We start from the raw sequence: 15,593 nt of genomic DNA on the forward strand, positions 1-15,593 counted from the left end.
TTATTATTATGAATGCGCTAAGTAAAACCTTTGCCTGTGTAGTGCTTGCGGGTTTGACAGGCTGTACGCTCGTCCCGTCCCACAGCCCGGTGCCAAAGCCCCCGGCACAGGCGGTTCGACTGATCATGCTCGCAGCAAACGCTGATGGCGGAGGCAAGAACTGCAACTTTACCGCCAAGGACGACACGGTTTATCTCAACAAAGAAGATCATGGGTGCACGAACGATGAGATGAGTTTTATCAAGCTGGATAATGTGCGCTCGGCCATGAAGATATACCTGGAATCCAGAGATTGTAATGATTCGGGAGGCTGGGTATTTGGGCTCGAGACTTATATCGACCCCCTTACAACACCCTGGATATCCATCGACCAGCTCAGAAGCAAACCGGTCGACACCATCGTCAGTCGCGGCGTTGTTGTGATCAAGGCGTATGACGGTGATGAAAATATAAAAGGCAAGTTGTCCTGCGTGCGTGTCGATGTATCGGATTAGCTGTTAGTACAACTGGACTTGTCAGACCTGCTTAACCGTTGCCCCGTGGGCGGCGGTTATCTTAATACATAAAGTTCGAGGTTCATGGAACATGACAGCATCGACTTCAGTACACTCCAACGCGTTCAACTTCCTCAGTTATGTACAGAGCGGCGTTGACCCCCGCACCGGGCAATACACAGTGGCGATCACCCTGCCCGATGTCAAAACCAACGGGTTGCGTGGCCCGGGCATGCCACTGGCACTCAACTATAATCCTCTCAACCGTCAGGACAGCGGCTTTGGTCTTGGCTGGAACCTGCAATTGTCGCAGTACGATCCGGGTAAGCAGATCGTATCGCTGAGCAGCGGCGAGACATTCAAGGTCGATCAAACCGGCAACGGCCAGATGCTGATGTCGGAAAAGAAAATCGACAGCTTTCACTTGTACAAGGAGGACGATAATCACTACCGGGTGATGCACAAGTCCGGTCTGGTGGAGCAGCTCGAAATGCGCGGCAGCGGCACCCACAGAGTCGCGCTGCCGGTGCGCGTATTCGCCCCTGAAGGTCACAGTATCACGCTGGATTACGCTTCTTTCGGCGGGCATCAAATGCTCAGCGAAATCAAGGATGACTCGGATCAGCTCCTGCTCGGCATCAGCCGCGACGAAACGTCGGTAACGTTGCGGATGATTGCTGGCGAGGAACCGGATGCGACCTTCGTGATGGTGCTGGGTGGATCGGATCACCATGTCAACCGTATCGAATTGCCGACCGACAATGCTGCCTCCTGGCGTTTTGTATACAACACGATCCGTGAGCATTTATGCATGACGGCGGTGGAAACACCCGCTGGCGGCCGGGAAGATATCTTTTATACCGACAGCGGCCATCAGTTTCCTAAGAGGGCGGAACGCGCGCCTCTCCCCAGAGTCACGCGCCATCGCACGACGCCCGGCGTGGGGCAGGCGCAAATGGACGTTTATTACACTTACAAGGACAGCTCCGGGCGCGAGCACAATTTTCTGGGCGCAGGGCTGGATATCGCCTGGGAAGACAATGGTCTGGACAATCTGTATCTGTACCTCGGGGCGGAGCTATACGAGTATTCGTCGACCGAAACATTGCGTGTCGAGGTCGCGGGCAAGGCTGATGCCGAGCGCAGCATCGAACGAACCTTCAACCAGTTTCACCTGCTCACTCGAGAAACCACGCGCAAGAACCTTACCGTCATGCAGGTGGACACTCGTTACTACATCAAGCCGGGAGAACCCTTTTCGACTCAGCTTGCCTACTGTCAGCTGCCCAAAGAGATCCAGACCACCTGGCGGCTGTCGTCAGACGGCAGTGTGCCGCGCAGTGAGACTGTCAGCAGCACGTATGACGAGCACGGTAATCTGCTCACTCAGACTCAGGCCAACGGTGTGGTCGAGGCCAGTGAGTGGTATCTGGCCGACGGCGAGGACGGATGCCCGAAGGACCCTGAAGGCTTCGTCCGCTGGATGAAAAGCAGCAAGGTCACCCCGGCGATATCCGGCTACGGCAAGGCGCCGGTCCTGATCACCCGCTATCGCTACCTTGCGTTGCCAGCAGTGGGTGGCGGCCAGCTACAGAAATGGCTTGCACCGCAAAGCGAGACGTTACTGATGCAGGCTACTGACGGTGAGCAGGAACAGCAACGCACGACCTACGAATACTTCGATGAGCCGAACAATGCAGTCCTGCACGGTCGGCTCAAATTGCAGCAAGTGATCATGGGTGGGAAGGTGACCAGCACAGCGTACGCCTACAGCATTCCTGTGCGCCTCCTCAAGAACACCACTGAAAGTGCTCCCGAGAACACTCCCGAAAGCGTCCCTGAGAGCAGCCGTTATGCCGCGACAGTGCTGCAAACCGTACAGACCGTAACCGGCTTCGATGGCGCGAAGAAGGTCATTACGCTGGAGGATTCTCTGCTCGATGGCGAACCCTTGCTCAATCGCGACGACAACAACGTGGAAATTAGTTATGTCTACGACAGCCTGCGACGTGTGCTGAGTGAAACCGTGGCGCCAAATGATGAAACCTACAACGCGACCAGAAGTTACGAGTATCAGCTATGTGCCAACGCGACTGATCAGGCCATGCAGACGCTCATCGACGTCAAAGGGGTAAAAACCTGCAGCCACTTCGATGGCCTCAACCGAGTCGTCCGTGAGGAACGGGATGACGCAGATAATCCTGCACGCGCCGATAAGCCCCGACAGACCTACGAGGCTGTTTACGATGCGTGGGGGCTTATGGTCAGTGAGACCGAGTTTGACTGGCTGGGCCAGCAGGATCTGGCGCTCAAGAGCGTCTTCGAATACGACGATTGGGGCAAGCAGCTCTGCGTCACCGGGCCGGATGGCGTCAAGACGCTCGAAGAGACCGACCCTATTGGTACGGCGCAATCGCAGGGCCCGATTCAACGTAGCTGGATCGAAGGCAACGGTGGCGGTAAAAGCGAGTTCACCGAGACCTGGATGAACCTGTTCGAACAGCCGACCCGCAGCGAGCGAAAGGATCAGGTTGAAAACTCGGTCATTCTGAGCCAGTACCATTACGACGGCCTTGGCCGCCGTGTCGAGGAAATTGTCGGGGAAGCGGGCGGCGAGCGGCGCACCACCTCTGTTTACGACGTATTTGATCGGGTGATCGAGTCCACATTGCCAAGCAGGGCCATCGTGCGTCGCAGCTATGCTGGCTACAGCAGCGAAGACTTGCCCGTCAGTATCGGCATCGAGCACAACGACAAAAGCATTGTGTTGGGAGAGCAGGAGTTCGATGGGCTGGATCGTCTGGTCAGCTCTGTCACCGGGGGGCGTAAACGTACGTTTGTTTACGACCCCGGTCTGCTGCAGCCCAAAACGATAACCCTGCCCAGCAAGCGGAAAATCGACTACGAATACAAGCCCCAGGTGGGCGATGAGCCGTGGCGCAGGGTGCAGTCCGAAGCTGTGCCTGAACCTGAAACCACCTGCGAAGTTGATCCGCTGAAAGAGTCCGGGCCTGTCCGGACTGCGGAGCCGGGTTTGGCTGCCGATTACAGTTACGATAAGCAGAATGCTCGTCTGCTTCATTCCTCGGAGCAGGGCGAGATACTGGATCGCGAGTATTACAGTACCGGCTCGCTGAAAAGCGAGAAGCGCACCTCGGCAGGCAAGACCTACGACATGTTCTACAGCTACAGCCGATTGGGCCTGCTGCTGTCTTACACCGACGTACTGGGACAGGAGCAGGTCAATCGCTATGACAGCTGCGGTCGTCTTTACGAAACCTCGCTGGGTGAGGTCTATTCAACGTTCGACTACGACACTGTCTTTGGTCGCCTCGCAAAAATCACCACCACCGACAAGACCGACGGCAGCCGCGAGAGAACCGTCGCGATCAGCCTTGAATATGATGATCTGGGTCGGGAAGTAAAGCGTACGTTTGACCTCGACGGAGTCGAGCAACAGATGGTTCAGGTCTATGATGATGTGGATAACATGGTCCAGCGTACTCTGCGCCAAGGCACGGAAACACTCCGTGACGAAACCTACCTTTACGATCCGTCCGGTCGCCTGGGTCAATACCAATGCACGGGAACTCAGCGGCCAGTGGACCCCTATGGCAGGACCCTCCGCGCGCAGGCTTTCACTTTCGATGGCGCGAACAACCTGACGGTCGTCACGACCCGCTTCAATGACGGCAGCGACGACAACAGCAATGTCGAGAGCAACAATGCCAGGTATTTTTACGAAGGTGACGACCCGGTGCAGTTGAGCCGGGTGACGAACAGTAATGATAAATACTACCCGTCTGAAATCAAACTTGAGTACGACCTGGACGGCAACCTCAAAACCGACGAAGCCGGGCGCACGCTTAAATACGATCCCCTCGGCCGCCTGATCGAAGTAGGCACGCCCTCGGCCGGCATTCATTACCAGTATGACCCCCAGGACCAACTGACCGGGGAGACCCGTGGCGACGACAGGGACCTGCGTTTCTATAGCGACGCAGGGCTGGCCAATCAACTTGGCAGCCATGTCCAGAGCACCTTCATGCGTGGCGACGACTACCTGCTGGCCGAACAGCAGAGTGATCACACGCTGCTGCTTGCCACCGACGGCAGCGATAGCGTGCTGGGCGAGGTAGGTGGCGACGGGGTCAACCGGAAGAGGTATACGGCCTACGGCCACGCCAGCAGTGAAGCCCCCCCACTCGGCAAACTGGGGTTCAATGGCGAACTGGCCGAGGCGGATAGCGGCTGGCAAATGCTGGGGAATGGTTATCGGGCCTACAGCCCGGTGTTGATGCGCTTCAACAGTCCCGATAGTTGGAGTCCGTTTGGCAAGGGAGGGGTGAATGGGTATGCGTATGTCGAGGGCGATCCGGTGAACAGGGTGGATCCGTCGGGGCACTTTGGGATATCTACTCCATTCAAGCTGTTGTACCGAGCCTTAAAGCAGACTCCTACTCTGACCACAAAATCTCCAGGCGTCGAACAAATTCCTGAGCTACTTACCACTCGTGGGAGTAAAAGCGTAACAGCATTAAAAACCATCAGGCAAAAAGACGTAGCTAGATTGCTTGAGACTACCAAAAGTTATCGCCGTAGAATTGATTCTGCCATAAGTAATTACGAGCTTAAAACAGCAGAATTTCTTACTGGCAAAGAAGTCAACGCTGTCGAAGTATTAAGATACATGCAGAAGAATATCGATAAAACCGGAATGACTGCTCATGCGCGTTCTGTGATTAAAAAAGATTTATCACTTGCCAGAAAAGAGCTTAAAAAAATTCCCACCGTAGAAAACATAAGGCATCCAAAACTGGCTCCTGGAAAAGTAGGATTGGACCGGTACCTGCGTGGAAAACCTAAGGAAACTCTGAAAAAGACTTCCTAATTTGGCAAAATCTCCGGACACCAGTCGCCGAGCTTTTCGATGATGAAACAGATGACCTTCGCCGACGCCGAGTATGCCGGCAAGCGCAAGCAGACCCGTAAGGAATTGTTCCTGATCGAGATGGATCAGGTGGTGCCCTGGAAAGGTTTGATTGCCCTGATTGAGCCCTATTATCCAAAAGGAGAAGGTGGCCGGCCCGCCTACCCACTGATGGCGATGCTGCGTGTTCATCTGATGCAGAACTGGTTCGGCTACAGCGATCCGGCGATGGAAGAAGCGCTGTATGAGACGACCATCCTGCGTCAGTTTTCAGGCCTGAGCCTGGAGCGAATTCCAGACGAAACCACCATTCTCAACTTCCGTCGTCTGCTGGAAAAGCACGAGTTGGCGACCGGGATTCTCGGCGTAATTAATGGTTATCTGGGCGACCGTGGCTTGTCGTTGCGTCAAGGCACCATCGTCGATGCCACGCTGATTCACGCGCCCAGTTCGACCAAGAACAAGGATGGCAAACGCGATCCTGAGATGCATCAAACCAAGAAAGGTAACCAGTACTATTTCGGCGCCAAGGCTCACATCGGCGCCGACGACGAGTCAGGCCTGGTGCACAGCGTGGTAGTAACAGCGGCCAATGTGGCAGACGTCACGCAGGTTGCCAAACTGCTGCACGGCGAGGAAAACGTAGTCTGCGCCGACGCAGGTTACACCGGGGTCGAGAAGCGCGAAGAACACGCCGGGCGCAAGGTCATTTGGCAGATTGCCGCCCGCCGCAGCACTTACAAAAAGCACGGAAAACGCAGTATTTTGTACAAGGCGATCCGCAAAATCGAGAAGGCCAAGGCCCAGGTTCGCGCCAAGGTCGAGCATCCGTTTCGGGTCATCAAACGCCAGTTTGGCTATGAAAAAGTGCGCTTTCGGGGCTTGGCCAAGAACACCGCGCAGATGGTGACGTTGTTCGCCCTGTCAAACCTGTGGATGGCCCGCCGACATTTGTTGGCGAGCGCAGGAGAGGTGCGCGTGTAATGCAGGAAATGGTTACCGCAAAAGGCTTTGCAGCGGCCGAAAGAGCTGAAAAGCGAAGATAATTGAGCAAATTTCGACATGCATCGTTTTTTGAAAAGTGCTGAGGACTCGGTAGCCGGAAAACATCCGGCTACTTCAGACCTTCCCTAAGGATAAATATACCTTCGACTCAGACTAATAAATATAAGTGCTGATCCGCCATCCAAGTGCACAACGCAGGGGATTACCTCCTGTGGGGTGCACCGGTTTTAAATACTTCACTCCGCCAAAATAACCCCCTGCCTGATCGCCATCACCAGCGCCGCCTTCAATGACGTCACCCCGAACTTGCGGCGGATATTGCTGGTATGAAAGTGCACGGTCGCTTCCGTGCACCCTTGAATACGGGATATCTCCCACGCGGATTTGCCGATCGCCACCCATTCCAGGACTTGTCGTTCCTTGACAGTCAACTGGACAGTGGCGGATGTGGTGTGGGAGGGCGGCGTGGTGCCGGGTGGTTTTCCGTTGTCGCGAAGCATGGTGAAGTCCTTTTCCTGAAGATCGCCGCACCACGATACCCCCGCAATCCCCAACGCGAACCTGACATAAATGACAGCGCTGGAGGTCCGCGAAGGCCTTGCGCCGTCAAGGCTGTAGCGCTTTTTTACAGCTTCTTTACGCCCCGACCAGCTTGTCGATCTCGCGCCTTTACACCCCGCCTGCGGACAATCTCCCCACGCGGCCTGTGCCGTATCGGTGTTGCCTGATGAGGGAAATTTCAATGAGCGTTATGGATGGTATCTCGCTGCTGATGGGAGTCGGGCTGTTCATCTATCTGCTAGTGGCGCTGTTGCGCGCCGATCAGAGTCAGGAGTGATCATGCACAGTTACGATTATCTGTTGATCCTGGCCTTTCTGGTCCTGCTGCTGGCACCCGCGCCTTGGTTGGGGCGTTTCTATTATCGGGTCATGGAAGGCGAGCGCACCTGGCTGAGCCCGGTGCTGGGGCCGGTCGAGCGGGCCTGCTACCGAATTTACGGCGTCGACCCGAAAACCGAGCAATCCTGGCAGCAATACATGTGGGCCTTGCTGGCGTTCAACCTTGCAGGCTTTGTCGTGCTGTTCGCGATGCTGATGCTGCAAGGCGTGCTGCCGCTCAACCCGCAGCAACTGCCGGGCATGGAATGGTCGCTGGCTTTCAACACGGCGATGAGTTTTGTCACCAACACCAACTGGCAGGCCTACAGCGGCGAAGCGTCGCTCAGCTACCTGAGCCAGATGGTCGGCCTGACCGTGCAGAACTTCGTCAGCGCTGCCACCGGTCTCGCCGTGCTGGTCGCGCTATGTCGCGGTATCAGCCGTCGCTCGTCGCAGAGCCTGGGTAACTTTTGGGCCGACATGACCCGCGCCACGCTCTATGGGCTGTTGCCGATCAGTATCGTGCTGGCCGTGTTTCTGGTCTGGCAGGGCGTGCCGCAGAATTTCGGTCATTACATTGATGCGCTGACCCTGCAAGGCGCGGATCAAAGCCTGCCGATGGGCCCTGCGGCCAGCCAGATATCGATCAAGCAGCTGGGCACCAACGGTGGTGGCTTCTTCGGCGTCAACTCGGCGCACCCGTTCGAGAACCCGACGGCGTGGAGCAACCTGTTCGAACTGGTGTCGATCCTGCTGATCCCGGCAGCGCTGGTGTTCACCTTTGGCCACTACGTAAAGGACATGCGCCAGAGCCGCGCAATTCTTGGCTGCATGCTGGCACTGCTGTTGATCGGCGGCGCGGTGTCGCTGTGGGCCGAGTACCAGCCCAACCCGGCACTGAACATCGCCGGTGTCGAGCAGACCGCACCGCTGGAAGGCAAGGAAACCCGCTTCGGCACCACCGGCACGGTGCTGTGGTCAGTCGCTACCACTGCGGCCTCCAACGGCTCGGTCAACGGTATGCACGACAGCCTCAACCCTCTGACCGGCATGGTTGCGCTGGTCAACATGATGGTCGGTGAAGTGATTTTCGGCGGCGTGGGTGTGGGCCTCAACGGCATGCTGCTGAACGTACTGATTGCGGTATTTCTCTCCGGCCTGATGATTGGCCGCACGCCGGAATACCTCGGCAAGAAGCTGCAAGCGCAGGAAGTCCGGCTGCTGGTCGCCACCTTGCTGGTGATGCCGGTCGGCGTGCTGGTGCTGGGCGCGATTGCTACCAGCCTGCCTGGCCCGGCCGGTGCGGTCAGCAACCCCTGCCCGCACGGTTTCAGCCAGTTGCTGTACGCCTACACCTCGGCCACGGCCAACAACGGCTCGGCGTTCGGCGGTTTCAGTGCCAACACCGTGTTCCACAACCTGATGCTCAGCCTGGCGATCTTCATTGGCCGCTTTGGTTACATCCTGCCGGTGCTGGCACTGGCTGGCAGCCTGGCCATGAAGAAAACCGCACCACAGGGTCAGAACAGCTTCCCGACCCACGGCCTGCTGTTTGTCACTCTGCTGACCGTCACCATTTTGCTGGTGGGTGGTTTGACCTTCCTGCCGACCCTGGCACTGGGGCCGATTGCCGAACACCTGAGCCTGGGTTTCTGAGGAACCGATCATGAGCACTACTGATTTTTCAAGACGTGATGCTGTAAAAACTGCCGAGCCTCAGGCCGCCAGCGAGTCAGCCAAGACCGGCATCGCTGCCCTGTGGCGTCCGGCGCTGGTGCAGGCGTTCGTCAAGCTCGACCCGCGCCAGCTCAAGCGTTCGCCAGTGATGCTGGTGGTGGAACTGACTGCCATTCTGACCACCGTGCTGTGCGTGATCCCCAACCCGCAGGTGCCAACTTCGGTCTGCGTGCAGATCGCCCTGTGGTTGTGGTTCACCGTGTTGTTCGCCAACTTCGCCGAGGCGCTCGCCGAAGGTCGTGGCAAGGCCCGCGCCGACAGCCTCAAGGCCGGCAGCGAAGGGCTCAAGGCGCGCATTCGCGATGAGAATGGCAGCCTGCGCACCATCAAAGCCAGCGAGTTGCGCAAGGGCGATGTGGTGCGTGTCGACGCCGGGGAAATGATCCCTGGCGACGGCGAAGTCATCGAAGGCATCGCGGCGGTCAACGAGGCGGCGATTACCGGCGAATCCGCGCCAGTGATTCGCGAATCCGGCGGCGACCGCTCGGCCGTCACCGGCAACACCCGACTGGTGTCCGACTGGCTGCTGATACGCATCAGCACCAACCCCGGCGAATCGACGCTGGACCGCATGATTGCGCTGGTGGAAGGTGCCAAGCGGCAGAAGACCCCTAACGAAGTCGCGCTGGATATTCTGCTGATCGGCCTGACCCTGATCTTTCTGCTGGTGGTCATCACCTTGCAGCCGTTCGCCCACTTTGCCGGGGGCAGCCTGCCGCTGGTGTTTCTGGTAGCACTCCTGGTCACCCTGATCCCGACCACCATTGGCGGCCTGCTGTCGGCCATCGGCATTGCCGGCATGGACCGGCTGGTGCGCCTCAACGTGATCGCCAAGTCCGGTCGCGCCGTGGAAGCTGCGGGCGATGTGCATGTGCTGTTGCTGGACAAGACCGGCACCATCACCTTCGGCAATCGCCGCTGCGCTGCCGTTTACGCAGCACCCGGCGTGACCCCGAAGGAACTGGGCGAGGGCGCCTTGCTGGCCTCGCTGGCCGACGATACGGCGGAAGGCAAATCCATCGTCGAGTTCCTGCGCAATCTGCACCCGATGAACGAGCCCACCCTGAGTTCGGTAACCGCTGTACCGTTTAGCGCCGATACACGTCTGTCCGGTGTGGATTATCAGGGCCATGTGTACCGCAAGGGCGCGGTGGATTCGCTGCTAGCCTTCATCAACATGCAGCGTAGCGACCTGCCGCCTGCCCTGGCGCGGGAAGTCGACAAGATTGCCAAGACCGGCGGCACGCCGCTGCTGGTCTGCGCCAACGGTCGCTTGTTGGGTGCGATTCATCTCAAGGACGTGGTCAAGCCGGGTATTCGCGAGCGCTTCGAGGAGTTGCGCAAGCTGGGGATTCGCACGGTGATGGTGACTGGCGACAACCCACTGACTGCTGCAGCCATTGCCGCTGAAGCGGGTGTCGATGATGTGCTGGCCGAAGCCACGCCAGAGAAAAAGCTGGAGCGGATTCGTCAGGAGCAGGGCGAAGGCCGACTGGTGGCGATGTGCGGCGACGGTGCCAACGATGCGCCCGCACTGGCGCAGGCGGACGTCGGTATGGCGATGAACGATGGCACCCAGGCCGCGCGTGAAGCGGCCAACATGGTTGACCTCGACAGCGACCCTACCAAGCTGCTGGACGTGGTGCAGATCGGCAAGGAATTGCTGGTCACACGCGGTGCGCTGACGACATTTTCGATTGCCAATGACGTGGCCAAGTACTTCGCCGTGCTGCCTGCGCTGTTTGCCTCGATTTATCCGCAACTGGGCGTGCTCAACGTCATGCAACTGGCCAGCCCGCAAAGTGCGATTGTCTCGGCCATCGTCTTCAACGCGCTGATCATCGTTGTGCTCATCCCGCTGGCCCTGCGTGGCGTGCGGGTTCAGGCCGCCAGCGCGGCGCATCTGTTGCGTCGCAACCTGCTGATCTATGGCCTGGGCGGCATCGTTGTGCCGTTTCTCGGCATCAAGTTGATCGACATGCTGCTGGTCGCACTCGGCCTTGTTTGAAGCCTGTGCTGCACGCCGGTCGGCGTGCAGCCTCACCTGATTGAGGATGTGCAGATGTCCAATGTATTGCGTCCGGCCTTGAGTCTGATCGTGTTGATGAGCCTGATCACCGGCGTGGCCTATCCACTGGTAGTCACCGGGGTTGCGCAAGTGGCGTTTCCGGCGCAGGCCAATGGCAGCCTGGTGTACGACGCGGCGGGCAAAGTGCGCGGCTCGGCACTCATCGCCCAGTCGTTTACGGGTGATGAGTGGTTTCAGTCGCGTCCTTCGGCAGGCGCATTTGCGACGGTAGCCAGTGGCGCGAGCAACTTCGCGCCGAGCAACCCGGCACTGGTGACACGCGTGAAAGAGGACGTTGCGAAACTGGCCAATGCCTCGCAGGAACCGGTGCCACTGGCCTTGCTGACCACGTCCGGCAGCGGTCTGGACCCGCATCTCTCGCCTGAAGCCATTGCCTGGCAGGCCGGTCGCGTTGCCGCGGCGCGCCAGTTGCCGCTGGAGAAAGTACAGGCGCTGATCGACGCCAACACGCAACGTCCGCTGATAGGCCCGCCCGTGGTCAACGTATTGGCCTTGAATATGAGCCTGAATCAGTTACCGTCTGCACCGCGCAACGCGCAGTTGTAACAAAGTGCGCCGTGTTCGCAGCAGATTCACTAAGCTGTAGATGATTAGAGAGGGGTGGTAACCAAGGTGAGTGATTCCGGTCGAGCTGATGCACTGCTGGCCCAGCTGCCCCGCGAAGGGCGCGGGCGGCTGAAGGTTTTTCTCGGTGCCGCGCCGGGCGTGGGCAAAACCTACGCCATGCTTCAGGCGGCCCATGCGCAGTTGCGTCAGGGCGTCAGGGTCGTGGCGGGCGTGGTGGAAACCCACGGCCGTGCGGAAACCGAAGCGCTGCTCAATGGCGTGCCGCAACAGCCTTTGCTGCGCACCGAATACCGCGGCATGACCCTTGAAGAAATGGACCTTGATGCCTTGCTCAAGGCGGCACCGGCTTTGGTGCTGGTCGACGAGCTGGCGCACACCAATGCGCCCGGCAGTCGGCATACCAAGCGTTGGCAGGACATTCAGGAACTGCTCGCTGCCGGCATCGACGTCTACACCACGGTCAACGTCCAGCACCTGGAAAGCCTTAATGATCAGGTGCGCGGTATTACCGGGGTGCAGGTGCGCGAAACGCTGCCGGACTGGGTGTTGCAGGAAGCTTTCGATCTGGTGCTGATCGACCTGCCGCCGCGCGAACTGCTGGAGCGCCTACGCGACGGCAAGGTGTACGTGCCTGAGCAGGCGCGCGCGGCCATCGACGCTTTCTTCACGCAAACCAATCTCACTGCGCTGCGCGAAATGGCTATGCAGACCGCTGCGGCGCAGGTCGATAACGATCTGGCGCAGGGCTACCGGCAATTGGGCCAGTCGGCTCCGGCAGTTCGTGGGCGGATGCTGGTGGGCATCGACGGTGATACCCATGCCGAGCGCCTGGTGCGTCACGCCAGTCGGGTTGCTCAGCGTCGCCACCTGCCGTGGAGCGCCGTGCATGTGGACGACGGGCAAACCCTCGACGAGCAGTCCCGCGCGCGCCTGCAAAGCGCTCAGCAACTGGCCGAGCGGCTGGGTGGCGAGGCGGTTTCATTACGTGCCGGAGAGGTTGCCAGAACACTGGTGCAGCATGCCATCGAACGGCGTGCCAGCGTGGTACTGGTCGGCCAGTCGCGTCGGCACTGGCGTCGCCGGGTGTTTGGCGGCGGCGTTGCCGCACGTTTGCTGCGTGAAGGGCACGGGTTGGAAATCTCGGTGCTCGACGACAGTGAAGAGCTACCCGATCAACCGCCCCGCGCACGCCCGGCTCGCGAAGTGGTGTGGTTCGATTACGGCCTGGCCTTTGTGGCCACGCTGCTTGCCAGTCTGGTCGCCTGGGGTGTGTCGGGCGTGCTGGCGCTGCCCAACATTTCCCTGATCTTTCTCGCGGCGGTGTTACTGGTTGCGGTGCGCAGCAGCATGGGACCGGCGCTGGCGTGTGCCGGGCTGTCATTTCTGGCCTATGACTTTCTGTTCATTCCACCGAGTTTTTCCCTGAACATCCAGCGCGAAGAAGACGTGCTGACGCTGCTGTTCTTCCTGCTGATGTCGGCGCTGACCGGCAAGCTCGCGGCGCGCCAGCGCAGGCAGTTGCAGGCGTTGCGTGATACTCAGGAACAGACCAGCGAACTGCTCGACCTGTCGCGCAAGATGACCGCTGCCACGGATCGCAAAGCGGTGCTCAATGCCGCCGAACAGCATTTTTCCGGCTGGAAGGAATTGTATCTGTGCCTGGTTGATCGTGACGGTCAGGGCGGTTTGGTTGTTGAAACTGGTGGGCCGCTGACCTTCTCGGAAGCCGAACGTGCCGCCGCCGACTGGGCCTGGCAGCACGATCAACCGGCTGGCAGCGGCACCGGCACGCTACCGTCCGGGCGCTGGTGGTGGTGGCCGATTACCGCGGAAGAAGGGCCACTGGCCCTGCTGGGTGTCAGTGCGCGTGAAGGCCAGTCGTTCACCGCGCAACACCGGCGTCTGCTGGCGGCGCTGACTCAGCCGCTGGCGCAGGCGCTGGCTCGCGCACAACTGGCGCAAGAGCTTGAAGCCGCGCGTCTGCATGGTGAAACCGAGCAATTGCGCAGCGCCTTGCTGGCCTCTGTGTCCCACGACTTGCGCACGCCACTGACGTCCATGCGCGGCAGCATCGATAGCCTGCTGGCGCTGGGCGAAGCCATCCCGCTGGAGGATCGCCGCGAGCTGCTGGAAGGTACACGCGACGAAGCCGAACGTCTGGATCGCTATATCCAGAACCTGCTGGACATGACGCGCCTGGGGCATGGCGCGCTGAAACTTGCACGAGACTGGGTGTCGCCTGCCGATATCGTCGGCAGTGCGCTCAACCGGCTGCGCGCCGTGCTGGCACCCTTGCAGGTCAGCACTCAGGTGACCGGCGAGCTGCCATTGCTGTACGTGCATGCGGCGCTGATCGAGCAGGCGCTGGTCAATGTGCTGGAAAACGCTGCACGCTTTTCACCTGTCGACGGGCGCTTGCAGGTGGCAGCAGGTGTGCTCGACAGCGAGCTGTTCTTCTCGGTCAGTGACGAAGGGCCGGGCATTCCCGAGGATGAACGGGCGAAGATTTTCGACATGTTCTATACCGCGGCACGCGGTGATCGGGGCGGGCAGGGCACGGGCCTGGGGCTGGCGATCTGTCAGGGAATGATTGGCGCGCATGGTGGACGGCTCACGGTAGAGGAAGGCATTGACGGGCAGAGTACGCGCATCACCTTGTTCCTGCCATTGCAGGCGCAGCCCGATGTGGAAATGGAGGAGTCAGCTTGAGCCAGGCGGCAACCATTCTGGTCATCGATGACGAGCCGCAGATTCGCAAATTTTTGCGTATCAGTCTGGTGTCTCAAGGCTACAAGGTGCTCGAAGCGGCCACCGGCGGGGATGGCCTGACCCAGGCGGCATTGAACAAGCCGGATTTGCTGGTGCTTGATCTTGGCCTGCCGGACATGGACGGCCAGCAAGTGCTCAGCGAGTTTCGCGAGTGGTCAGCGGTGCCGGTACTGGTGCTTTCGGTACGCGCCAGCGAAGCACAGAAAGTCCAGGCACTGGACGCCGGGGCCAACGACTACGTGACCAAACCGTTCGGCATTCAGGAGTTTCTGGCCAGAATCAGGGCGCTGCTCAGGCAGGTTTCCGGTAGCGACAAGCCGGAGTCGGCCCTTCAATTCGGTCCGCTGACCGTCGACCTGGCCTATCGCCGGGTGCTGCTCGATGGTCACGAAGTGGCGCTGACGCGCAAGGAATACGCGGTGCTGGCGCAGTTGGCACGCCACCCTGGGCGGGTCATTACCCAGCAGCAGTTGCTCAAGGATATCTGGGGGCCTACCCACACCGATGACAGCCACTACCTGCGCATTGTGGTCGGGCATTTGCGTCAGAAACTGGCAGACGATCCGACCGCCCCGAGGTTCATCCTCACCGAGCCTGGAATAGGGTATCGTTTGCTGGCCGACCACTAGATGAAAAAAGCGACCATACCCCCGTGGCACGGCACTTTTACTGCATCGAACCGTCAAAGCCGCACACTCCATATTCACTCCTGAGGTAACACCCCCCATGAAAGCCTTTATCTGTCTGCCATTGCTTGTCTTGGTTCTTGCAGGTTGCGCTGGCAAGACCGGGTATCGAGACAGCTGCGCCACCCAGATAGACGCTGCCTGGCACGAGCTTGATCTGGCCAAGGCCGAAGGCTTCGCCGGCACCGTCAGTTACTCCAAGGCCCTGTCGCTGCTGACCGGTGCCAAGACCCAGCAACAGTTCGAAGCATTTGAAGGCTGCACCGAAAAAGCCGAAAAAGCCCGCTTCTACATCCGCGAGTCCCGCGCTGGCCGCTGATAGCTGAGCCTGCACCGCGTTGTACATGCCATCGTGGACGCAGAGCGTCCAGAACGGCATGCCGACGCGGGGCGTCGCACGATAATCAAAAGCCGCAAACGGCATGCTTACGCGGAGC

Annotated in this window: 12 protein-coding genes; 10 read left to right on the forward strand and 2 right to left on the reverse strand. The window is 59.3% G+C overall.

Going from position 1 to position 15,593, the window contains the following annotated elements:
- Positions 1-8: 8 nt before the first annotated feature.
- A complete protein-coding gene (locus LJU29_RS10855; RefSeq protein ID WP_005753400.1) occupies positions 9-494 on the forward strand; it encodes a hypothetical protein in 486 nt (161 codons plus the stop codon).
- A gap of 106 nt (positions 495-600) precedes the next feature.
- Here LJU29_RS10855 and LJU29_RS10860 read toward each other — a convergent pair whose 3' ends face one another.
- Positions 601-1,005, reverse strand: a complete 405-nt coding sequence (locus LJU29_RS10860) for a hypothetical protein (protein ID WP_257112304.1) — start codon at positions 1,003-1,005, stop codon at positions 601-603.
- Here LJU29_RS10860 and LJU29_RS10865 point away from each other — a divergent pair.
- On the forward strand, positions 985-5,385 hold the full coding sequence (locus tag LJU29_RS10865) for an RHS repeat domain-containing protein (RefSeq protein ID WP_257112306.1): 4,401 nt from the start codon (positions 985-987) through the stop codon (positions 5,383-5,385). The two genes, LJU29_RS10860 and LJU29_RS10865, sit on opposite strands and share 21 nt — an antisense overlap.
- 42 nt (positions 5,386-5,427) lie before the next feature.
- Positions 5,428-6,408, forward strand: coding sequence for an IS5-like element ISPsy2 family transposase (locus LJU29_RS10870; RefSeq protein ID WP_054078085.1), 981 nt, complete (start codon positions 5,428-5,430; stop codon positions 6,406-6,408).
- 257 nt (positions 6,409-6,665) lie between these two features.
- Here LJU29_RS10870 and LJU29_RS10875 read toward each other — a convergent pair whose 3' ends face one another.
- On the reverse strand, positions 6,666-6,929 hold the full coding sequence (locus tag LJU29_RS10875; RefSeq protein ID WP_005753408.1) for a helix-turn-helix domain-containing protein: 264 nt from the start codon (positions 6,927-6,929) through the stop codon (positions 6,666-6,668).
- Positions 6,930-7,171: 242 nt separating this feature from the next.
- On the opposite strand from LJU29_RS10875, the gene kdpF reads away from it, so the two are divergent.
- The 7 genes from kdpF (at position 7,172) to LJU29_RS10910 (ending at position 15,475) form a co-directional block, all read left to right on the forward strand.
- Complete coding sequence (kdpF, locus tag LJU29_RS10880; RefSeq protein WP_003406089.1) at positions 7,172-7,267, forward strand: K(+)-transporting ATPase subunit F; 96 nt, start codon at positions 7,172-7,174, stop codon at positions 7,265-7,267.
- A 2-nt stretch (positions 7,268-7,269) separates the two neighbouring features.
- Positions 7,270-8,964, forward strand: coding sequence for a potassium-transporting ATPase subunit KdpA (kdpA, locus tag LJU29_RS10885; RefSeq protein WP_257112309.1), 1,695 nt, complete (start codon positions 7,270-7,272; stop codon positions 8,962-8,964).
- Between the two features lie 10 nt (positions 8,965-8,974).
- On the forward strand, positions 8,975-11,053 hold the full coding sequence (gene kdpB / locus LJU29_RS10890) for a potassium-transporting ATPase subunit KdpB (protein ID WP_117139857.1): 2,079 nt from the start codon (positions 8,975-8,977) through the stop codon (positions 11,051-11,053).
- Positions 11,054-11,107: 54 nt separating this feature from the next.
- Entirely contained in the window at positions 11,108-11,680 is a 573-nt protein-coding gene (kdpC, locus tag LJU29_RS10895) for a potassium-transporting ATPase subunit KdpC (protein ID WP_004664723.1), read from the forward strand.
- A 66-nt stretch (positions 11,681-11,746) separates the two neighbouring features.
- Entirely contained in the window at positions 11,747-14,410 is a 2,664-nt protein-coding gene (locus tag LJU29_RS10900; protein ID WP_257112310.1) for a DUF4118 domain-containing protein, read from the forward strand.
- Positions 14,407-15,099, forward strand: a complete 693-nt coding sequence (locus tag LJU29_RS10905) for a response regulator (protein WP_005746102.1) — start codon at positions 14,407-14,409, stop codon at positions 15,097-15,099. The genes LJU29_RS10900 and LJU29_RS10905 overlap by 4 nt, the downstream gene beginning before the upstream one ends.
- Before the next feature lie 97 nt (positions 15,100-15,196).
- Positions 15,197-15,475: a hypothetical protein gene (locus LJU29_RS10910; protein ID WP_002552999.1), complete on the forward strand. Its 279-nt coding sequence runs from the start codon at positions 15,197-15,199 to the stop codon at positions 15,473-15,475.
- The last annotated feature ends 118 nt before the right edge of the window (positions 15,476-15,593 follow it).

It is taken from the genome of Pseudomonas ficuserectae (assembly GCF_024584585.1).
GTDB lineage: Bacteria > Pseudomonadota > Gammaproteobacteria > Pseudomonadales > Pseudomonadaceae > Aquipseudomonas > Aquipseudomonas amygdali.